The sequence below is a fragment of the Desulfobacter vibrioformis DSM 8776 genome, from assembly GCF_000745975.1.
GTDB lineage: Bacteria > Desulfobacterota > Desulfobacteria > Desulfobacterales > Desulfobacteraceae > Desulfobacter > Desulfobacter vibrioformis.
In genome coordinates this window covers 44,540-67,271 of sequence record NZ_JQKJ01000007.1, presented here as the reverse complement: position 1 = coordinate 67,271, position 22,732 = coordinate 44,540, and the positions used below count along the sequence as shown (strand labels likewise).

Genomic DNA, 22,732 nt, shown 5'->3' with positions numbered 1-22,732 from the left:
GAATAATGCACAGACACCTGCTTAAATTTTTGATTTTTCCCATAGTTTCCACAATAGTTTTCACAATGGTGTGTACAACCGCCGCTCTGGGGGTCAATGACAACCCCAGTCCTTTGCACGGCGATTTTATCCTGCCATTGCCAGGGCAGCGAAACATGGCCTTCAGGCCCGTATTCATGGGGCAGGGGGATACCCCTTTTGCCCAGAAAAGCTTTCGCATGGGGGATCCGGACGGCGGGTTCAAGGAGCATCCCACCGAGGTGAGTCTGGGCGGCTCATTTACCGGTGACACTAAATCGGGCAGGGACTGGCTCTTTTACCTTGGCAAATACGAGGTCACCCAGGCCCAGTGGGCCGCGGTTATGGCATTGCCCGCACCGGACCCCAACGCCGGAGCAAAGCCTGTGACCGGCATCTCCTGGTTTGAGGCCCAGGATTTTTTAAATAAGCTGAATCAATGGCTTTTTGCCAATGCCCTGGACAAGCTGCCCAGATCCGGATCAAGCCCGGGATTTTTGCGCCTGCCCACGGAAGCGGAGTGGGAGTTTGCGGCCCGGGGCGGGGCCGCAGTTTCTGCCGACGTATTTGACCGCCGGGTGCCCTACACAGATACGTTAAACAAATACGAGTGGTTCGAGGGGCCCAAATCCAGCCACGGCAAACTGAAATCCGCAGGTCTCCTGGCCCCCAACCCCATCGGGCTGCATGACATGCTGGGCAATGTGACCGAGATGACCCAGGGTCTTTACATGATTGAATACTACCAGGGACGTCCCGGCGGATTTGTGGCCAGGGGCGGCCATTTCCTCTCCTCGGAGAAAACTCTGCGCTCAAGTCTGCGCACCGAAGAACCCTTTTACATGGCCCGGGGCAGTGAAGTGCCCAAACCCAACCGGAAAGCCACCATGGGATTTCGGCCTGTACTGGCTGCGGTGGTGTTCGTGGACCGCAATGCCGCAAAATCCTATGCCGATGCCTGGGACACCTACCGGGCAGGGGCCGGGGCCGATACCCCGGCCGCCGTGAGCACTGCACCGACGATTCAGAAAACCAAAGCCGGCACAAACCAGGCCGGGGAGTACCTGGACCGTCTGGAAAAAATAGCAGCCGGCCACCCGGATATGAAAGAGGATATGAAACAGGATCTGAACCGCCTTCGAAGCGTAATCGAAGACATTCAGTTCATCCAGGCCAAGGCCGATGCCGAAACCGCCTATGCCTGGTTCAAGATCGCGGCGGAGCGGGGATTCTTCATTCACCTTGAAAGCCAAAAACTGCCCACGGTACACAAGCTCATTGACGCGGCAAAAGCCGGAAACCGCACCGCCATGGTGGAAAAGCTTGAAATAAGGTGTGCTGAAATCGAGGCCAACATCAGCCAGGCCATGGAGAACTACACAGCCTCTTTGCGCCAGATGGACACCTTAAGCCTGGCATCCCGGCACACGGCCCGGGAGCGGTACCTGAAATTTTTACTGGAAAACGATGCAGCCGAGCAGATCCGGGCGGCAAAGCTGGTGGCAAACCACTTGGCGGAGCTGTCCAGAACCAAGCGCACCACCCTGGATGAGTGGAAAAAACAATTGAGCACCCTGGGGATATAACACCGGGGGATGGCCGCAGAAGGGTGCGGCAGATATTGTACAGAGGTCAATTTTTATCAACACAGGAGAGTTCCTTGAAAAAAGTCATTATACCGCTGATTGCCGGAATCGCTTTGCTGTGGCATGGTCCGGTGCTGGCCGTTGACCAGGCTCCCCCCGTGGATGCCTTAAGTCTTGGGCCCATCACTTTTTTTGAATACAGCCTGAATAAAAATTTGGGGCCTGAAAAATTCGAACTTAAACTGCCCGTGGCCCTGGAAACCCAGGGGCTGAAGGGGCCCCTGCCCGTGGATGACCCGGTGTCATCCTGGTTCTGGGAAAAGTACAAAGATTCCGGGATAAATGGGGCCGTGAATTATGATTCCGAATCCGCCAAAAATTTTACGACACCTTTTATGCGCGTCTTTGGGGTCCAGACCATCGGCACCCCGGTGACACTTAAAATTAAATGTCCTGAACCCGACCAGATCGCCATGCCGCTGTCAGGGCTTGGCGGCAAGGCGGGCAACATCCGATATACCATGACCCAAAAGCGCATGTCAGTGCGGATCCTGGACAGTGAAGGCGATATCCATGTTGATGAAACCAAGGCTAAGATCAGCTTGAAAGAAGACAACGAGGGTCTTGAGATCAGCTGGGTGCCCTCCATGGTGGAGCGAAAGGGCAAAATACGCCTCACCGCCCCGGTGGTGATGGAGCTGAGCCTGATGTACCTGGTGAAGCAGGAGCTGCTTGATGACGGCAAAATCAATGACAAATGGACCAAAAAGAGCTGGACAAAGCGGCGGGTGGCCTGGCTGGCGCTTCCGGTGTGCGGCATGGAAGTGGGGGAAAATGATGAACCCCTGATTTGCCCGGCATCCATGGCACCGGGGCCTGAATGGAAGGTATATTCCCTGGGGCCAGTCAGTGTCCGGGTACCGGATAACTGGGAAAGCACGGTCAGGAAAGACTCGGGCCGTTTTGGCATTGGAGATCATCTGGCTGACTTTGCCGTGATCCGGGAATCGGGCGGAGAAAAACTTTTAAAAAGCATGACCGGGGTCACTGAAAAAAAAATCCGGATTGGCGGTGTGGATGCCAAAGAATACAGAGGACTTGTCAAGGATGGCAAGATCAAGGCCCGGCTGATTCTGTTTGAGGGTGACCTGCCGGACGGCAGACCCATGGGCATTGCCGCGTCTGTCCAAGATGACCGGTTTTCCCCAATCCTGGATGCGATCATCAGCTCCATCACCATGGGCGGGGAAACAGCGCCGGCGCCTTCGGTTCCGGCTTCGCCTGAATCCACACTCCCGGAAACCGGAGAACTGGGATGCGGCAGTTTTTCCTTTGCCGGGGACGGAGGTGACCAGACCCGGTATGAAGCACCGGATGTCCAGGAGCCCGCAGCCCCCAAAGCACCTGAAACGCCCGTTATTGTGGAACCGGAACGCCCTGAACCCCAGGCCCCGGTGGCAGACCCTGCCCATGGCGGTTCCCCCAAAGGGGCGCTGACCATAAAAAAACTGCGGGGATTCAGTGATTTTACCGGCCGCAATGAGACCCTGCGGGCCGATGGATCCCCGGATACCTGGCTTAAACTAAAGATTGAAGGTGCCCAAGGCCTTCGCATCACAGGGCTTGCCCTTAGAAATGCAGCCACCAAAGCCCCGGTCTGGGATACCGATCCGGGCAATGCGGCCTGGCTGCTGGTGGCGGCAAAGAAAAACAAATCCTTAAACCAGGCGGAAACCGGGGCCCTGGACTGGCCGGTGGATGCCAGTCCGGCCAGTCTGGATCTTTATGTGCAGGACAATAACACCATTGCCGCAGGCAGACACAGATTTGAGCTTGTCATCAGCTTTGATAATTCAACCCCCCTTGTGATTCCCATGGAAAGATAAGGGGCATAGTAAAGGAGTTTCATTATGTACAGAACGTCACGTTGTATTTCTATTATCCTGATTTTTGCCATGTGCGTGTCCATGGCCGGATGCGCCACAACAGGTTCCAGTGATGCCCAAAGAACCCGAAATGAAGGTACGGCTGTGGGTGCCGGAGCCGGCGCACTCATCGGCGGGCTGGCCGGCGCGCTTCTGGGTGGCGATTCCAAGGGTGCTTTGATCGGGGCAGCCATTGGTGCGGCTGCCGGCGGTGCCGCAGGCTATGCCTACGGCGATCACGTGGCCTCCCAGAAAGCCAAATATGCCAGCGAAGAAGACTGGCTGGACCAGTGCATTGCCAGCGCCCGGCAGGTGAACCAGGAGACCCTGGCCTACAATAACCAGCTGCGTACCGATATCGCCCGGCTGGATGCTGAAACCCAGGCCCTTGAAAAGAAATATGCGGCCAGACAGGCAAGTAAAAAAACGCTTCTGGCCGAAAAAAAGACCATTGACGCTGCCATCAAGGCCACGGATAAAACACTTGCCCGGGCCAAGTTTGAGCTGGATTCCCAGAAACAGGCCGTGGCCCAGGTCACGGAGAAGAACTCCAAGGATGAGACCCAGGCCCTGGACACTGAAATTGCCAGACTTGAAGGGCTGATCAAGGAGCTGGAGCAGCACAGTGAGGATCTGGCAAGTCTGTCCGGCCGCATGTCAGTTTAATTCGTGCTTGAACGCACCCCCCGGGTTTGGACGGAACGTTGCCCAGATGCAATGCCGCAGATGCAATGCCGCAGATGACTGACGTTTCGTTCAAACACGAATTAGGAGGAATCATGATAAAACGCATCACCACAGCAGGCCTTTGCCTGATTATGTTAATGGGCCTTGGGGCCTGTGCATCCACGGAAACCGACCCCCGCAAGGGCGGGCTGTTCAGCTACAACCCCACAGCCTATCAGCAGCGCATAGCAGACAGGGAAGCCACCCTGGCCGACACGGAAGAGGCCAATGCCATGGCCCGGCAGGAGGGCGCGGCCCTTGACGCGGACAAACAGCACAAACAGGTCGCTTACCAGGACCTGAAAGCCCGGATGGCCAGCCTGTATGCCCAAACCAGCAAACTGGAAGACCAACTGGCCAAAGCCAGGGCCATCAATACCAGCCAGAAGGCAAAATTGAAACGGCTCCAGGATGAAGCCGCATCCATAAAGAGCGCCACCATCCAGATGAACAATTCCGGAGAATCCCTTTCAACCAAAGCGGGAAAGCTTGCGGCCCTGCAGAAGAAAATGGATGAACTCTTAAAAGAGGCCGAGGCCCTGAGTGCTTTGTAACATGGCAAGGCATCTTTTTGTGCTGGCTGCCTGGGTTCTGGTGGTGATCGCGGGACCTGCCGGTGTGACCCGGGCGGCCCCCCCCCTGTCCTGGACCAATGACCAGGCCATGCTCACCTTTTTTGAGGCCGTTGCCAAAATCAAGAAAAATGCCCTGGCTGCCCCGGATACCGGTGATATCGTTACCAATGCCTTGATGTCTTATATGCGCGAAAGCGACCCCTACGGCCATTATCTGCCGCCCCATGCGTACCGGCAGTGGAAAGCGGCCCAGCAGTATTCTTTCCACGGGGTGGGCATGGAGATCATGGAACGTTCCGGCAGGTTTTACTGTTTTCCCCGGCCGGAAAGCCCGGCTGCCGGGGCCGGGCTCCGGGATGGGGATGAGCTGATTGCCGTGGACGGGGAGTCCGTGGCAGATCATTCCATCTACTGGGCAGGCACCCGGATCAGGGGCAGGGAAAACAGCCCAGTGACCTTGACCATCGGCCGGGGCAGGGTTCACCGTGAGATGGCCGTCATCCGCACAGCCTTAAAGGACAAATCCGTATTCAGGGCCGATGACAGCGGCCTTCAGGTGCTGCGTATCAGCCATTTTTCACCGGCCACCCTGGAGGAGATAAAGACAGCCCTGGAACAAATAAATCAGAACCGGACCCTGGTGCTGGATCTTCGCAACAATCCCGGGGGAGATCTGTTTTCGGCTGTGGATATCGCAGGACTGTTCCTGCCGGAAAACGCGAATGTCCTGGCCATTGAAACCGCTTCGGAAACCACCGGATACAAGGCCAGAAACCGTATCTGGAAAGGACGTCCCATCGGACTCTGGCAAAACGGATTCACAGCTTCGGCTGCCGAGGTGCTCATTGCCGCACTCATAACCAACCATGCCGGGCTGAATTTCGGCACCCAAAGCTTTGGCAAGGCATTGACCCAGAAGGTGGTGGAATTGTCCGACGGATCCGCCCTTATTATCAGCCGGGGACGGCTGAAGGATCCCATTGGGCGATGCTGGCAGAACACCGGCATCACGCCCGTGGTCAGAATCCCTGACCAGAACCGGTATTGGGCTCAACTGACCCAAAAACAATTGAACGCGTTGAATAAATAAAGGAATTTTTCCCGGGATGAAAGCGTTTCAAAGAAAAATACGGTGTTTTACCTGTCTGTGGCTTTGTTTTGTTTTCTTATCTGGTTCCCAGGCTCTGGCCCTGACCAATGCAGAGGCCTTGAAACAGACCCTGAAGCAGGCCATCCAGACCCTGCCCCAGGACTCTGAAACGCTTCAGGAAACCCTGTTAAAAACCGGTGAGCAGTTTGAGGCCGCCGGTATTTTCTCCGAAGCCCGGCGCTGTTACCAGTACCTGGATTTTATCTGGGAGAAATTCCCCCCGGCAGACCCGGCCCGCTCCCCCGCCCTGAAACGGAAAATCACGGAATTGAAAAATAGACAGGATAATCCCGTGGCCGGTACACTGCAGAAGAATGCTGCGGACGCCCTGGCCCTTTTCCGGAAAGAGGTGATTCCAGGCAATTTTGCTGAATGCCGGGTAACCCAGAAAGATCCGGACAATGTCTGGATTACCGTGACCCCGGCGGACGGGGCCACTGGGCTCCCGGACCTGGAACTTCCCCTGCCCGTCCTCTATACCGCCGCGGCCCTGGATGATCGGATCAAGGTGGAGATTCCCAAAACTGCCGGCACCTATACCCTCAAGGTCTACAGCTCCCAGGGCCGGTTGCTGGCCCAGGAAAATGTCACGGTGCTGCCGGAACCTTCCTGGGCCGGTAAGCTGAAAATCGAAACCCGGGGCATTGCAGGGTTCGGCGGCACTGCCCTGGAGCCCGATGCCCCCCTGGACCTGATAGTCCACAATACCCCGGAGTGGGCCAGGGGAAGCGCCGGTGACCGCCCCTGGGTGGGGCTGTTCAAAAAGGATGAGCCCGATGAAAGCAAAAAATACCTTACCTACTGGTACATCAAACAGAAAACCGAATTTACCCGGGTGTCTGCCAGGGTCAAAGCCCCTGGTGAGTACGAGCTGCGCATATTTGACAAGGACAGGGATGACCGGCAGATTTTGCTGAAAACCGATCTGCTGGTGGGTGATCCCCGGCCTAGGGTTGTAAAGAAGGGCTTTGACACCCATGGGGAGGCCCTGGTCTTTGAGCGCAAACAGCGGATCAGGATTTCCGGCAACGCCCTGGTGCCCCATCCTGAAAAGAACCCCGATGCCTTTTGCCTGCTGCTGCCGGCCTGGTTCACGCCCAGGAATATCCGCCACGGCATGACCCATGCCCTGACCACGATCAAGGACATTAACACCCGGGACGTTGAGATGGCCCTGCCCGATGCCGGCGGCAGGTTTCAGCTCCTTTTTTATCCCCATTGGCGGGCGTTGAAATGGAAAACCCTGCCAGAGAAACTGGCCGGAGTGACGGTGAAGGAGAGCGCGGTTCCCCGGCTGGCCCTGCCCGAATCTTCGTTTGCGCCGGGGGCCGTGGTCCATGCCGGAGTCATGGCCGGTGACATTGCCGGGCGCATGACCGTGGGCATCCTGGCACCTGATTATCTCCAGGTCCGGGCGGACAAGGCCGGCTATATCATGGAGAAAAAGCACCAGATCCGCCTGGAGGCCAAATCCCTTTCCGGCGGCCAGGGATGGGTGGACATCAAAGCCCCCATGGACCCGGGCAAATACATTCTGGCCCTGTACGACGGCTGGATGCTGCGGGCGGCCCTGCCCCTGACCGTTGTCCCAAGGGAAACGGCAGGCGCCCGGATCATGATCCCCAAAACCGTTTTCCCCACCGGGGCTCCCTTCTGTTTTAAAGCCTTCCCTCCGGCCCAGGGCATGCCCCAGCACGGCTATGCCTCATTTCAGAAAGATGGACAGCAGGTGATGAAAAAAGATCTATACACCCGGTATCTGGACGATCCTGTGGCTGTGACCGCGCCCGGAGAACCCGGTACATACGATGTACTTTTTTTCGTCAACGGAACTGAACAACCCGTGGCCAGTTCCCGTGTGGAATTTGCCTTTCCCCAGGATGTTCCGCCCCCGGTCTTTGACACAGCCCCCTCCCCCATCTGTCCCGGGGCCATGGCAGCATTTAAAAATGAGTCCCTGCTGCCCGGGGCCTTTCTGGCAAAGTTCAATATTTACAGCACCCGGTTTGAAGCGGACCAGCAGATCCATATCACCTATCACCTGCCGCCCAAAGTACCGGCCTGTCTTGTGGTGGCCCACAGGGAACAGAACAGCGGTCCGGATGACCTGGCCCGGACCATGGGGCAGGCGGTCCTGGTAAAGGAGCTGGATGCCGGCAAGAATATGATCTCCCTGCCGCCCCAGGAGCCCGGAGATTACACCCTTTTTCTCTACGACACCCTGCAGTGGACCAAGGCCGGGCCGCCGACCCTGGTCAGCCGGGCGGATTTCAGCGTCAGGGACGCCTTTCATACCCGGGTGCAGATGCCTGAAAGCGCCTGTGCAAAAGGCGAGATAGTGGTTGCGCTGCACTCGGAGCCTGAACCCGGATTCAAGAAAACATTCAAGGCTGTCTATCTCTATCCCGAGGAGATCAACACAATTTTCCGGCTGCCCGGATCATCGGCCAAAACAACGTTTGTCCGGGTGACGGATACGCTGTTCCACGGGGTATTGCCCCTGGATCTTTCACCGGGAAAGTACCAGGTCAAGATTGACGGGGTGCGCCAGACCTTTCCGCTCACCTTGACAGCAGTGCCTGCCCCGGGAACGGCCCCCCCACAGATTCGCCTGTCCGGTTCAAAAGTCATTCCCAAAGCAAGGGCTGCCGTGGATCTTATCCCGGCACGCGCCTGGCCCGGGGACATGGCATTTGCCCTGGCAGGAACGGACAGCCAGGGAAAGCCTGTTTTCACCTATGGGCCCAAATCGATCAAGGGCAATGGGACCGGCCTGATCCAGACGACTGTCACGGCACCGAACCGGCCTGGTACCTACCAGGTGCTTTTCTGGCCGGGTACGGGTAAAGAGCCCCCGGACAAACTGCCCCCGGAAACCGTGTCCCGGACGCTTACCGTGGCCCTGGACCCGGCCTATGCCGCGGTCCACAAACCGGACATTGAGCTTTGGGCCTATTTCTCCATGGACGACACCCTCTATGTGGACATGAACACCGAAGGCCGCTTCACCGCCTCCATCGGCTTTGACGCCGACGCCTGGATCGGCATTCTGCCGGGGGCCTTTGACACGGCATCTGCCACGGCCGATGCCGCCCGGAAGGCTGCGGTCTGGTCTTTGACCCTGAACGGCAAAGATGCCGGCACCTTCGGGTTCATGGCCCCCGAAGAGCCCGGCCCCTATGTCCTGTGCATGTATGACGGCCTGAAAAACGGCCGGATGGTGTATCACAAAAAAATCACCCTGCGCATTCCGGACATGGCAAAGCTTGAGGCACAAGCCAATGCCAGGGCCGATGCTTTCCTGGAAAGCCTGCCCGATGATGAGGAAGAGACCGCAGCCGTGGAAGAGGCCATCAAACAGAATTATATTGATACCCTTGAGGTGCCGGCGCTCACCCCCATTCCCGTATCTTCGGAGCTGTACGAAAAGCTTGGGAATGCAGACACTACCTCCGGCCTCTTCCGGATCCCCCCAGGGATTCTGTCATATATCGGACCCGATGATGCGTGTGCTGCCACCGGGGACAAACGCGCTTGCGAAGATGACATTGACCTGGCCCTTCAACAGATTCGCAAGGTGAACATCAACTTCGGGGACGGGGTGAACATCCGGGAGGTGGTTGGCGAGCTGGCCGCCAATATGACCACGGAGCTGGCCCTGGGCAATGAATATGTTGCCAAGGCCAAAGAATATTATGACAAGGCAGAAGGGTATTACGACAAGTCCATGAAGCTCAAGGCGACCGTGGATAAGGACGGGTGGCAGAACACCGTGGAAAACGCCCTGTGGGACTCCACCAAATCCATGCTTGAATCCTGCGGCACAGGAAAATGTCTGGAAACATTGGGTAAAAAAGCCATTGAAATCAAATTAAAAGCGTACAATCCCCTGAAGATGACCAAAGAAGAGGTGGCGGCCTGGAAAAAAGATTACGCATCCATGGTGATCTTGTTGAATCCGGAGGATCAAAAAGCCCTCCGGGAAAAAACCGCCAAGTATGCCGGTATTGCCGGCGATCTGGCCGGGTCCGGCGATCCGGGCGCCAAGGCCCTTGAAATGGCCAAGGCTGCGGCCATCAACACCATGAAAGGCCTGACCCTGTCCATGGTGGAAAAGGTCCCGGGTTGGAAAATGGTTAAAGCCTACTATGAAACCCTGAACATTTTAAAAGGCGCCCTGATCAACGAACAGACCGCAAATTTCATGGAAAACTACAGAAAAAACAGAGATTCCGGCGACACTGTCGATCAGGTCAAGGGCTTCATGGGCATCTCGAGCCTGGAAAGCGCCAACCATCTGAGGACCTCTCTGCGTACCCGTATCCAAGGCAATCCCCTGGGCTATGCGCAATACCTGACACAGGAAAACAGGCAACGGGCATCCAGGGGGGAACCCCTTGTCCTGAGCCCGAACGAAATCGACGATGTCATTATGGGCTACATGGAAACATGGTATCAGCAGGAAAAGGCCGATAAAAAGCAGGACGGGTTTTATAACGACATGAAGGATGCCTGGTACAACAGCAAATGCAAATTTGAAACCTATAAAGCCCAGTTCAAGAACCAGAGTGTGTTTGATGCGATGAAGGAACTGGGAACCCACGCCAAAAGCAAAATGGGCGGATACATCTCAGGGGCCCAGACCTATTCATCCATAAGCTGTGCCAGAGATGCCATGGCCTTTAAAAGCTATCTGGATTTAAGATCCCAGGTGATGGAGCAGATGGCCGGATGGACGGGCAAGGCCCCAGCCTGCCGGGCCGGTACCCGGGAGAACCTGCGCATGCAGGATGAGCTGACCTGCATGGCCCTGTCCGAACCGGAACTGTACAAGAAGATGCTGGCGGACAATGCCCAAGCCTGCGGGGCCCTGCCCAAGCCGCTGCCGCCCAAGACCACAGGCGGGTCCAGAATTAAGGCGTTATCCGAAAAAGGCACCCGGGCCCTGGTGGTGGCGCTGACGCGCAGCGGCAATGTGGATGTAATCAAATGCCTGTGCCACCGGCACTCGGTCATGGGCTCCAACTGCAGTTACCATCCCGAGGCCACCAAAGGCAAAAGTCCGGCCTGCGACAGGGGCGGGCCGGTGTGCATTCAGGGCAACTGGGGGTGCACCCGGCTGCATCCGGCCTCGGATGCGGCAAGCCTTGAGGCCTGCCAGGCTGCCAAGGTGCTCAAGGCGTGGAAAAAAAAGGATAACGCCGCCTACCAGAAATGGCTGGACCAGCGCAAACAATACATGTCCAAATAGAGTGGGCCTGGCGTCAGAACGCACGCGAGGTCTTCTTAATCACAGGATGGATCTGCTCAATGATTGAAAAAACTTTTTCAGGATCCAGGCCCAGACCTTTCAAGGCAGACAGGCCGGACAGCTCCTCCATGACTTTACCACGGTCCAGCTTAAATTCATCGTCGGTTTCCAGGGCCAGATCACCTTCTTCAAACTCAGGGGGATTGTCTTCACCCTTCCTGGAAAAAAAACTGAACCCCAGTATCTTGGCCAGGGAATTGGCCAGGCTGACCACAAGCAGTTCCTTGTCCGTATTATCTTCAAACTGCTCCCAGTGGTGAACTTCGGCAATGTTTATAATCTGTTTGGAAAAGTGCATTTTTTTAAGCAGAACCCCGCCAAAGGTGGTGTGGATTTCATGAATGGCAAGCTGCAGATTTTCATCAGTGACACAGACATCCGGATACATGTCCACATAGACCTTCATCAAAAGCATTTTGCCGATATCATGGACCAGGCCCGCCAGAAAAATGGTTTCCAGGTTATCAAGCCCTTTTTCTTCGGCCAGGCGTCTTGCCAGGGTAGCCACGGCAAAGGAGTGAATCCATAGTCTGTCCATTTCGGTTTTAAGGGCTTCATTTTCCGAATCAAAAAGGTTTTTTGTTGCAAGGGCCGAACATACGCCCAGGGTATGTTTAAGGCCGAGCCTCACCAGCGCATCATTAAGGCTGCTGATATCCTCCAGGCCTTTGTAAAGTGAGGAGTTGGCAATGGTGATAAGCTTGCCTGAGATCACCAGATCCTTTTCCACAATTTTTGTCAGATCATCAACAGAGGGGTCTTTGCCGGCCATCAGCGCATCAATCTCTTTGACAATGCTCGGGAACACCGGCAGTATAATTTTTCCCGAATAAAACCGTTTGATAATCTCGGCCACACCTGTACTGTGGGACATGTCTTGTTGGTCGTTTTTTTCCGGGGTAGCAGGCTCAAAGCCCATTTGGGAAAAACTTTGGGCCAGCTGGGCCTGGCTCACCGGTTTTGTAAGGTACCCGTTGCACCCGCGTTTGATGCAGGCATTGATGGTGCCTACGTTCATCCGGGCGGTTATCATCAGGATTTTTACCCGGTCGTTTTTGGGTATTTTGTTCTGAACCTCCTTTTTCCGGATATGTTCAAGAAGTTCCTGGCCGTTCATGACGGGCATGGACACATCAAGGGTGATGACATCAAAGGGGTGTTTTTCCGCCTTTGCCTTCTCAAGTTCTGCCAGGGCCTCTTTGGCGCTGTTTACGGCCACGCAGGTGCCCATATCTTTCATTTTTAAGAGCAGAATTTTTCTGGAGATTTCTTCGTCATCCACGATGAGAATTTTCATGTATCACTCCTTATGGTCAGTTTATTTCCGGACTGTCATCCATGATCTGTGTCTGGGAGTCGTCAAGGCCCTGCATTATTACGGCCCGGGACGTTGTTCCGTCCACCAGGATTCTTACGGGCCTGTCAAACCGGATGTGTTTCAGATACCGGGTGGCAGTGGCAGGTTCCCGGCTGGAGAGAAAATCATAATCAATAAAATCATTACCCTTGTCCTGTACGGTTATATAGGAAATGCCAAGGGAGGTGATGTTCTGAAAAAAATGGGAACCCTGGGAAAAATCCGCCTTGATACTTTCAATGGTGGTCTCCACCATGACCCCCACGTTGGAAATATCGCTCCATACCACGGGAATGCCCAGCCACCGGTCCGAAGACCCCCAGCGTCCCGGTCCGATGAGTACATATTTTGTTCCGGTATGGTTGAACATGGCATTGATTTTGTTAATTTCCCCTGCCACCAAAGGCATTTTATCCGCTTCAAAGGTCTGGGGATCCACATACACGATATCCCGGATATCCTTGTATTCTCCGTTGCCAAGGGAAAGGGTGGAATGGCAGAATGCGTTTTTAATGTCCGTTTCCGTAATGTTTACCCCAAAATTCTGCTTGTATTGGCCCATGGGCCGGATCTGCAGCAGGGAGAAGCGCGGCCTTGACCGGACCCCTTGAACTGGCAGGTCCACGGCAAATTCCACTTCAACGGATGTGCCCATCCAGCGAGCCCCCAGGGCCGTGACTTCGGCCAGGATATCTGCCAGGGGGAAGGTGTTGTATTTTAAAATATTGGCAAAGGTGAGCACAGGAAATCCCTTGTCGGAAAACCGGTCCCGGATACGGTTATCCTGTATATTAAAGGTGGAGCACAGCATCCGGACGGCTGGATGGTCCTTGGCCTCGGCAATATTCAGCCTGGCCAGGCACGGATCTTCACCAATGCCGAAAATTTTTCCACGGGTCGGGAATTCATCCATTTTCAGGGCATAAAAATATTTCTGTGAATTTTTCAGGATATCATCAATCATGGAAAACTGGGGCAGAAACTGGGGATACTTGGGGCAGAACCGAAGGGTTTTTCCGCCGTCCATGACAATTTTTCCAAGCCCCAGCGCAATATAGGAGATGCCCTCTTCCGCTTTGAGATGGGCAATGGGATAAAAATTATAGGACTGGGCCACCCCTGAGATAGAAGGATAAAAATAGTTTTTGTGCCGGGTACCGGTGATCTGCTGAAGTACCACAGCCATCTCTTCGTCCTCGGTTCTGTGCATGGTGGACCGGGCATAGGATCTCGGGGCTTTCAAATAAGTTGAGGCATATACCAGTTTTACGGCCGTGATCAGGCGCTCAAGGCGTTTTTCAATGCCTGGACAGGCATTTGGCAGCATATAGGTTTTATAAAGCCCTGCAAAGGGCTGGTAATGGGCATCCTCAAACAGGGACGAAGATCTGACGGCAACGGGGTAATGCACATTTTGAATATATGCCCTTAAATTCATTTTCAGCGGGTGTGGCAGTTCTGCGTTAAGAAAGCGTTCAACCACCTGGGTGTCATCCAGGACCTGGTCCTGTTCCAGAAACCGGGACAGCTTGTTCTCTTCCACAAACATTTTGAATCCGTCCGTGGCAATGATAAAGGTCTGGGGGATGCTTATATCAATATCCGGGAACTTTTGCCCCAAAGACGGGTCTAACCCCAGTTGATGGGACATGAACGCAAGCCCCCTTGCCTTGCCGCCTAAGGACCCGGTTCCGATTTTCATGAAATCCGTGTCCGCGTCAAATTTTTCCGGGTCAAACTCAATGACAAGCCCCTGGCGGGAGTCTTTACGCCGGGCACGGATGCGCTCTATGAGAAACCGCTTAATTTCTGATGCGTCGGGGAAATCGTCAATGGTATAGGGTTTCAGGCTCATGGCAAAATCGACTTCGCTGCGGGCGAGCAGCCATCGGGAAAAATCATTGTGCCTGGCATGGTGGAGCACGGATGCGTCGGGGATATCCGGCAGCAGCTTTTCAACCTCTCTTAAATTGGAAGCCCGGGCGATTTCACTGTTGTCCGGCATGCGGAACACAAAGGCCCCGAATCCCAGATGTGTGACAAAAAAGCTTTTGATCTGGTCATGGAGGTTGTTTGAATTTTTATTGATAAACTGGGCAGGTATGGCTGCTGCAATGTCCCGGTTTTCTTCCTCCGTACTCAGAATCAAAACGGGAAGATCCGGAATTTCCGATTTAATCCGGGTTAAAAGCTTGCGGCCGGCATGGGGATCTTCCTGCCCGTTAATGGCGTAGCGCATATCTGTTAAAATGCTGAGCACATAGGGCCTGTAGCGCTCAAACAGGTATAGGGCCTGGTCATAGTTGTGGGCCAGCAGAATTTTGGGCCGGCCCCGCCGTTTTAAAAGCCTGTGTTCTTCATTAATGGAATCATCCATAACCGACTGGGTCTGGATGACGATGTGTTTGTACAGGACCGGCAGTAAAGAAGAGTAATGATAGGGAGAATCCTCCACCATTATGATAACCCGGACCTTTGCATTTTGTGTATCAAAGGCCACGTTTTTTTCATCTTCAAAATTTTTGATAATGGCCAGCAGCAGGTCGGCATTTCCTCCCCAGATATAGGTCCGGTCAATAGTCGCTTTATGGGCGGCTTCCTGGTCTGCACTCACATACTGATTAATATCGCAGGTGTTGTGAAACAGCAGGTAAAAGGGGATCTGCGGATATCGCTTTTTTACCTGTCTGCCAAAGTCGTAGACATCCATCCCGGCCAGCCCGGGCATGGCAAGGATCAGGTTAAAAGGTTTGAGTTCAAGGTTCTCAAAGGCTTTTGTGACCGAAGACGCAAGGGTCAGTTTCGGGGGCTTGGACAGATTCAACCCCCTATATTGATTAATAATCCGGTTTGAAAGCCGGCCCTCTTCCTCCATAATAAAGGCATCATAGGGGCTGGATACCAGAAGGATATCCGCGACCTTGTAGGCCATAAGCTCATGATAGATTTTTATGGAAAGGGTTTCAGCGCCTGTATCGTCTGTTTTCATTTCTTTTTCCGGGTCACTCCATGCCCAATGCCATAAAGTTAAGATGCTTCCAAATTAAAACCATGAAGCGCATGAAGGACATGAAGATTGATTTCCCGTTATATATTCTTCATGTCCTTCATTTAGTATAACTGGTATTTTACAAGCTTTCCATCCAACCCTCCGATTTCCAGGTTTTTTTTCCAAGAGGGTGCCAAGGGCACATGTTTGATAAAACCCGGATCCCCGAAATAGACATAGGCTGTACAGCTTTTGCACTGTTCCTTTAAAAACCGGCCAAGGTCTTTGTAAAATAATTTCATGTTCTGGTCCTTGCCCATGCGGATGCCGTAAGGGGGATTGGTGACAATGACCGCGTTTTCCACCGTGTCGAGCTGTCTGAAATCCGCCAGGTCCACGTCAATCTGACCGCCATGGTGGAGCCCCATCAGGTTGGTTCTTGTGGCGTCAACGGAAGTTTCGGCAATATCGCTGCCCCGGATAAGCCCCTTGGGTAATGGCCGGATGGCTTCGTTTGCCGCCGCTTTCACCGCTTCCCATTCCCGGGCATCAAAATCTGGCAGGCGCTCAAATCCAAACTGTTCACGGAAAATCTGGGCCGGAATCCGGCTGTAATGCATCAGGGCTTCGCACAGCAGGGTCCCGGACCCGCACATGGGATCCAGCAAGGGTTCTTCTCCCTGCCATCCGCTCAGGGCGATAATGGCTGCGGCCACGGTTTCCTGCATGGGGGCAGAAACCCTGGCTTCCCTGTATCCGCGCTTGTGCAAAGGCCCTGAACCGGCGTCAATGGAAATGGCGGCCCGATCTTTATGCACATGAACGTTTATCATGATCCATGGCGCCTCGGTATCTACCGAAGGCCTGCGGTTGGTTCTGTCCCTGAAATAATCGGCAATGGCATCCTTGACCCTCAATCCTGCAAAATTGGAGTGGGTAATCTGTGACTCAGACACATTGGCCGCGATGGAAAAGGTTTTTTTGGGCGTTAAAAATTCTTCCCATCGGATTGTTCTGGCGCCCTTGTACAATGCATCCTTGTCCTTGCAGTCAAACTCGACCAGGGGCACAAGCACCCGTGACACCAGGCGGGAAAGGTAAACGATTTTATAAAATGTGGATTTATCCGCTTCAAACCAGATACCCCGGAACACAGGCCGAGCCTTGTTTCCTCCAAGGTCCTGGATCTCTTTTAAAGCCAGATCCTTGACGCTTTCAGCCACCTGGGCAAAATAGCGGGATTCGCGTTCGTAAATATATTCAAGCTTGGCCAGTTTCCGGGTTTTGCCTTGCCCCTTCTGGAGAATGGCCTTTTTGGGTGTGTTCAACTTGGGTTTCTATGCCTCCTGGTAAATTTAAATTCGAGATTTTTGCAGATTTTATATCAGATTCTTTTACTATCCGGCAAGATCGATAAATCCTTGGATATAATCGGTTGTACTGTCCTGGTCCCGGATCCCCACACTGATCTCTTTCCAGATACCGGCCCGGCCGATGGAAATGGCTTTTAATCCAAACCGTTCCTGACTCTCTTCCACAAGCCAGCGGGGCAGGGCGGTGATCCCCCGGCCCGAAGCCACCATCTGGAGCATGATATCGGTGGTTTCAATGGTTTTATGCTGTTGGGGACGACATTGGGCCGGAATGAGGCACCGGGTGAAAATATCCAGACGTTCCAAGGGGACGGGGTAGGTGATCAGCACCTGGTCCAGCAGATCTTCGGCAAGGATGTAATCGCGCTGGGCCAGGGGATGGTTCCGGGAGACAGCCAGCACATGTTCATACCCAAAGACCGGCGTAAAGGACAGGTTTTTTGTTTTTACAGGATCCGGCGTGATGAGCAGGTCGATCTCAAAATCCTGTAACGCCTGTATCCCGTCAAATTGAAACGCCTGTTTCACATCAACTTCCACATCCTTGTACTGCGCAAGATATTCGGCAACAATAGTTGAAAACCAGCGCTGGCACGGATGGCACTCCATGCCGATACAGAGCATGCCCCTTTTGCCCTGTGCATATTGCCCAAGCATCTCCTCGGCCAGGGCAAACTGGGGCAGTATTTTACGGGAAACCTCCAGTAAATATCGGCCTGACCGGGTCAGGCGAAGCCCCCGGCCGTCTTTTTGCCAGAGCCGGGTGCCGATACAGGATTCGAGTTTTTTCATGGTGTGGGTCAGGGCCGGCTGGGTCAGGCAAAGGGCGTGGGCTGCCGCTGTCAAGGTTCCCTTCCGATCAATTTCGTTTAATATGGACAGATGAATCCGGTCAATCATAAATATCTCCCGGGAAAAGGTCGTTTAAAAAAAATACCGATAAATATATATAATTGTTTTATAAACTTTTATCATTTTTATTTATTTATGATGAAGTACCTGATTAACGTGGCAGGGTCAATAAAAAAACGCCGGCCTGAAAAGCAGGCGTTGAATTGATAAGCGTTTCCTAAAATATAGATTGACAAGCGTTTCCTATTTTATTAAATTTTTTTCTTTCCTTTTTCATGGTAGGGTGCAAATCAGGACTGTGGAAAGAATTTTTATTGATTTTGGAATTGAAGAATCTTTTGGCAATGCTGCAAACAGATTCAAGGAGCATTATCATTCAAAATAAGGACATATAAAATGGATGTTATGGGAAAACAAATCAAGCGCCTCTTGATTGCCAACCGTGGTGAAATAGCCATCCGTGTAACACGCGCTGCTCATGAGCTTGGACTGGAAACTATTGCTATTTACTCCCAGGAGGACCGATTTGCGCTTCACCGGTTTAAAACCGGTGAAAGTTATTTGATCGGAGAAGGAAAAGGCCCTATTGAAGCCTACCTGGATATTGAAGGGATTATCCAGCTTGCAAAGGCAAACAATGTAGATGCGATCCACCCCGGATACGGATTTCTCTCGGAAAAGCCCGAATTTGCTGAGGCTTGCGCCCAGGCGGGTATTATATTTGTAGGTCCCTCACCGGATGTTATGCGAAAGCTGGGGAATAAGGTTTCCGCCCGGAATGTGGCTGTAGAAGCCGGAGCGCCTGTTGTTCCGGCAAGTGGTCCATTACCTTATGATGATAAAAAAGTCATTGAGATCGCAGAAGAGATTGGTTATCCGGTTATGTTGAAAGCCAGCTGGGGCGGCGGCGGCAGAGGCATGCGGGCTGTGGAAAGCTCGGATGAGCTTTTGGCCCAGGTTGATGCGGCCCGCAAGGAATCCAGCGCTGCTTTCGGAAGTGATGAAGTTTATATTGAAAAACTTGTCAGAAGAGCCAGACACCTTGAGGTTCAAATTCTGGGGGATTCCCAGGGCAATATTATTCATCTGTTCGAACGGGACTGTTCTGTTCAAAGAAGAAATCAAAAGGTTGTTGAAAGGGCGCCATCCACGTTTCTTTCCGAAGAAAAGCGCGAAGAATTGTGCAACGCAGGTCTGGCAATTGCTAAAACAGTTGGATATGAAAGTGCCGGAACCGTTGAGTTCCTCATGGATATGGACAGTGAAAAGTTCTACTTCATGGAAGTTAACCCAAGAATACAGGTAGAACATACGGTAACAGAGGAAGTAACCGGGATTGACATTGTCAAGGCACAATTAAGAATTGCCCAGGGAATGGAGATCGGGTCTGCCGAAAGCAATATCCCCAGCCAGGAGAATGTCACACTCAGCGGCCATGCAATTCAATGCCGTATTACCACAGAAGATCCTGAAAACAACTTTATTCCTGATTACGGAAGAATTACAGCCTACCGGACAGCCGCAGGATTCGGCATTCGTCTGGATGGCGGAACCGCTTATTCCGGGGCAATCGTTACCCGTTATTTTGATTCCCTTCTGTCAAAAGTAACCGCGTGGGGCGCAACCCCCGAGGAGGCACGTTTGAGAATGCATCGTGCCCTGACGGAATTCAGGATTCTAGGCGTCGCCACAAACCTTCAGTTTCTGCAAAATCTGGTTTGTCATCCAACCTTTATAAACGCCGAATATACCACCAAGTTTATTGATGAAACCAAAGATCTCTTTACTTTTACCAAAAGACGAGACCGGGCAAGCAGACTTCTTTCATTCCTGGGAGAAGTCATTGTTAACGGCAATGAAGACGTCAAAGGCAGACCCGTTCCCGCATCATACGTGCATCAGCCCAGCATACCCAAATATTCTGCCCAGCAGGTCCAGCCAGGCCTCAAGCAATTGCTGGACAGTAAAGGCCCCCAGGCTGTCGCACAATGGATGAAAGAGCAGAAAAAACTGCTGATTACCGATAAGGCCATGCGTGATGCCCATCAGTCGCTTCTTGCCACTAGGGTGAGAACTTTTGATCTTCTGAACATTGCACCGGCCTATGCCGCCCTTTTGCCCGACCTGTTTTCGGTGGAGTGCTGGGGCGGCGCAACCTTTGATGTTGCCATGAGATTCTTGAAAGAGTGTCCCTGGGAACGGCTTCAAGGATTGCGCGCGGCCATGCCGAACCTTTTGACGCAGATGCTGTTGAGGGCTTCCAATGGTGTGGGGTATACCAATTATCCGGATAACGCCATTAAATATTTTGTCAAACAGGCTGCTGAAAACGGAATGGACCTTTTCCGTATTTTTGATTCCCTGAACTGGGTTGAAAATATGCGGTTGGCCATGGATGCGGTTTTAGAAAACAATAAAATCTGTGAGGCCTCCATATGTTATACCGGTGATATTCTCGATCCCAACCGAAGCAAATATAGCCTGAAATACTATGTTGATATGGCAAAAGAGCTGGAAAAAGCCGGAGCGCATATTCTGGCGATTAAGGATATGGCCGGATTGTTAAAGCCGGCTGCTGCAAAAGTGCTGGTTGAAGCCCTCAAGGATGAAATCGGTCTGCCGATTCACCTTCACAGCCATGATACCAGCGGCATAGCCTCGGCAACACTGCTTGCGGCAGCAGATGCAGGCGTTGATGCCATTGATGCTGCAATGGATTCCATGAGCGGATTGACCTCACATCCCAATTTAGGTTCCATTGTCGCCGCACTTAAGAATACGCCGCGTGATACCGGCCTGGATTCAAATTCCCTGGCTATTATTTCCAACTACTGGGAAAAAGTAAGACAGATGTATGTTGGGTTTGAAAGTGAATTTCACAGCGGAACCTCTGAGGTTTATCTGCATGAAATGCCGGGCGGACAATATACCAACCTGAGACAACAAGCCAGGGCACTGGGAATTGAAGAAAGATGGCCTGAAGTGGCAAAGGTTTATAAAGATGTAAACGACATGTTCGGTGATGTTGTAAAAGTGACGCCAAGTTCCAAAGTGGTTGGAGACATGGCTCTGTCCATGATTACCAGCGGTCTGACTAAAGAAGACGTTTTGGATCCGGAAAAAGAAATTTCTTTTCCCGAATCTGTTGTTTCCTTTTTTAAAGGCATGATGGGGCAACCTCCGGGAGGATTTCCGGTTGAACTGCAGAAAAAGATATTAAAAGGTGAAAAACCCATTACGGTCCGTCCCGGACAACTGCTTGCACCTGTTGATATGGACACCGCGCGGGCTGAAGCGGAAAAGCTGGCACAAAGAAAAATTTCCGACTGCGAACTTGCGTCCTATTTAATGTATCCGGATGTATTCATTGATTACACGAAACATCGCAGGACCTATGGAAATGTGAGTGTTCTTCCAACCCTCAATTTTTTCTATGGAATGGCCCGGGAAAAAGAACTGGCGGTTGATATCGCATCCGGAAAAACGCTTATTATTCGTTTCATGGCAAAGGGAAAGGCTGATGATGAAGGAAAAAGAGAGGTCTTTTTTGAACTGAACGGCCAATCCAGAATTGTTAAAGTGCCTGATCGCTCTAAAGTTCCGGAAAGAGCACCACGGGAAAAAGCCAACCCCGCTGTGCTTGGTGAAGTTGGATCACCAATGCCGGGTCTGATTTCTGCAGTTTGCGTTTCTGAGAACCAGGAAGTTGAACGCGGAGATGTTTTGGTTACGATCGAAGCCATGAAAATGCAGACCAATGTGGTTTCTGATGTCTCTGGTATTGTTGAACGCATCGTCGCACCCGTGGGAACACAAGTTGATGCAAAAGATCTGTTGGTTGTTATTAAGCAGGTAAACGATTAATTTTAGATTTCTTGCCGTTGCGTAAAGAAAGCCGATCTCACCCATTGTGGGTGGGATCGGATTTTTTTTAAATAGAGTTTGCTTAAGGAATCCGGACAATAATTTAATCCAATTTTGCTACAGTTCCAACTGTGAAGGGCATACATTGTAGTCCCCTGCTTTTTTTCTTCACCCAGATTCTTACCATAGAAACAGATTCTCCTTCCATGTTTGTGATACTTGGCTGCTCCTCTATACACAGTATATTTTGAATATTAAATTCATAGTAGAAGGTATGGGCACTAAAGGGATCTGCAACGAGGATGACTCTATTTTTTTCATAGGGATGTTTTTTAGGAGAGCCGTAAAACGAACAGCAATTTTTTTTATCAAAATCCAGGCTTCTGAAATATTTTTGTAATTCAAGATTGTCTTTGAGTTCAAGAAATTTGTCAATTGTCATATAAGTACTCCTTAAAATAAAATCGCATTCCGTCATGTCAGGGACTGACGCAAGGTCTGTACTTGACTGTTGAAGTCAAATTATATCACTAATACGAAAATGACCTGTAATAACAACATTGCGATTCTTCAGACCTTCACTTTTAGATCGCGCCGTCTCCCTGAAATTGCTGAAGATTATGTCAAACAATTCATCAAATGATGACCCGTACGTGTGAAAAGACCGGGCAAGGCTTGCAGCTTCCAGGTCTATTGGCATTTTATTCTCAGGGATTAGAGGTTCAACGTGTCTCCTTGGACCCGGCCTCATTCTTTCCCCATACCGGGGTCCCAACTTTCTTTTTTGACTTAGGACCTCAAGATCATGGGTCTGTCGTTTAATTGGATCCGACAGTACAGAATATGCCTCCTGAATGGCAAGAAACTCAGAATGCTCACCTCCGTAATGATCTGGATGAAACTCCTTGACACGCTTTCGGTATGCGTCTTTGATATCATAAGGCGTTGCATCTGAAGTAATTCCTAAAACAAGGTAATAATCTTTTGGCATAATATCACCCCTGAA

At 52.3% G+C, this 22,732-nt stretch carries 13 protein-coding genes; 7 read left to right on the top strand and 6 right to left on the bottom strand.

Features of this window, described 5'->3' with window-relative positions; translation table 11 throughout:
• Positions 1–5: 5 nt before the first annotated feature.
• The 6 genes from Q366_RS05525 to Q366_RS05500 all read left to right on the top strand — a co-directional run bounded on the left by Q366_RS05525 (position 6) and on the right by Q366_RS05500 (position 11,231).
• The gene (locus tag Q366_RS05525; RefSeq protein ID WP_245619878.1) at positions 6–1,604 is read left to right on the top strand and encodes a formylglycine-generating enzyme family protein; all 1,599 of its coding nucleotides are present in this window, start codon (positions 6–8) and stop codon (positions 1,602–1,604) included.
• Positions 1,605–1,678: 74 nt separating this feature from the next.
• Positions 1,679–3,490: a prolipoprotein diacylglyceryl transferase gene (locus Q366_RS05520; protein ID WP_035237108.1), complete on the top strand. Its 1,812-nt coding sequence runs from the start codon at positions 1,679–1,681 to the stop codon at positions 3,488–3,490.
• A 24-nt stretch (positions 3,491–3,514) separates the two neighbouring features.
• Positions 3,515–4,195: a YMGG-like glycine zipper-containing protein gene (locus Q366_RS20080; RefSeq protein ID WP_051957845.1), complete on the top strand. Its 681-nt coding sequence runs from the start codon at positions 3,515–3,517 to the stop codon at positions 4,193–4,195.
• Positions 4,196–4,308: 113 nt separating this feature from the next.
• Positions 4,309–4,809, top strand: a complete 501-nt coding sequence (locus Q366_RS05510) for a hypothetical protein (RefSeq protein WP_035237106.1) — start codon at positions 4,309–4,311, stop codon at positions 4,807–4,809.
• A gap of 1 nt (position 4,810) precedes the next feature.
• Positions 4,811–5,920, top strand: a complete 1,110-nt coding sequence (locus tag Q366_RS05505; RefSeq protein WP_035237104.1) for a S41 family peptidase — start codon at positions 4,811–4,813, stop codon at positions 5,918–5,920.
• A 16-nt stretch (positions 5,921–5,936) separates the two neighbouring features.
• Positions 5,937–11,231, top strand: a complete 5,295-nt coding sequence (locus Q366_RS05500) for a hypothetical protein (RefSeq protein ID WP_035237102.1) — start codon at positions 5,937–5,939, stop codon at positions 11,229–11,231.
• A gap of 13 nt (positions 11,232–11,244) precedes the next feature.
• Here the strand turns inward: Q366_RS05500 and Q366_RS05495 are convergent, their stop codons facing one another.
• The 4 genes from Q366_RS05495 to Q366_RS05480 all read right to left on the bottom strand — a co-directional run bounded on the left by Q366_RS05495 (position 11,245) and on the right by Q366_RS05480 (position 17,910).
• Positions 11,245–12,588: an HDOD domain-containing protein gene (locus Q366_RS05495; RefSeq protein ID WP_035237100.1), complete on the bottom strand. Its 1,344-nt coding sequence runs from the start codon at positions 12,586–12,588 to the stop codon at positions 11,245–11,247.
• A 16-nt stretch (positions 12,589–12,604) separates the two neighbouring features.
• A complete protein-coding gene (locus Q366_RS05490; RefSeq protein WP_035237098.1) occupies positions 12,605–15,637 on the bottom strand; it encodes a PEP/pyruvate-binding domain-containing protein in 3,033 nt (1,010 codons plus the stop codon).
• Positions 15,638–15,759: 122 nt separating this feature from the next.
• Positions 15,760–16,965, bottom strand: coding sequence for a THUMP domain-containing class I SAM-dependent RNA methyltransferase (locus Q366_RS05485; protein ID WP_035237097.1), 1,206 nt, complete (start codon positions 16,963–16,965; stop codon positions 15,760–15,762).
• A gap of 69 nt (positions 16,966–17,034) precedes the next feature.
• The gene (locus Q366_RS05480; RefSeq protein WP_035237095.1) at positions 17,035–17,910 is read right to left on the bottom strand and encodes a LysR family transcriptional regulator; all 876 of its coding nucleotides are present in this window, start codon (positions 17,908–17,910) and stop codon (positions 17,035–17,037) included.
• 348 nt (positions 17,911–18,258) lie between these two features.
• Between Q366_RS05480 and Q366_RS05475 the strand changes: the two genes are divergently transcribed.
• Complete coding sequence (locus Q366_RS05475; protein ID WP_035237094.1) at positions 18,259–21,726, top strand: pyruvate carboxylase; 3,468 nt, start codon at positions 18,259–18,261, stop codon at positions 21,724–21,726.
• Between the two features lie 103 nt (positions 21,727–21,829).
• Here the strand turns inward: Q366_RS05475 and Q366_RS05470 are convergent, their stop codons facing one another.
• Both Q366_RS05470 and Q366_RS20075 read right to left on the bottom strand, forming a co-directional pair.
• A complete protein-coding gene (locus Q366_RS05470; protein WP_035237092.1) occupies positions 21,830–22,168 on the bottom strand; it encodes a hypothetical protein in 339 nt (112 codons plus the stop codon).
• 75 nt (positions 22,169–22,243) lie between these two features.
• Positions 22,244–22,717: a J domain-containing protein gene (locus Q366_RS20075; protein WP_084691726.1), complete on the bottom strand. Its 474-nt coding sequence runs from the start codon at positions 22,715–22,717 to the stop codon at positions 22,244–22,246.
• Positions 22,718–22,732: the final 15 nt, after the last annotated feature.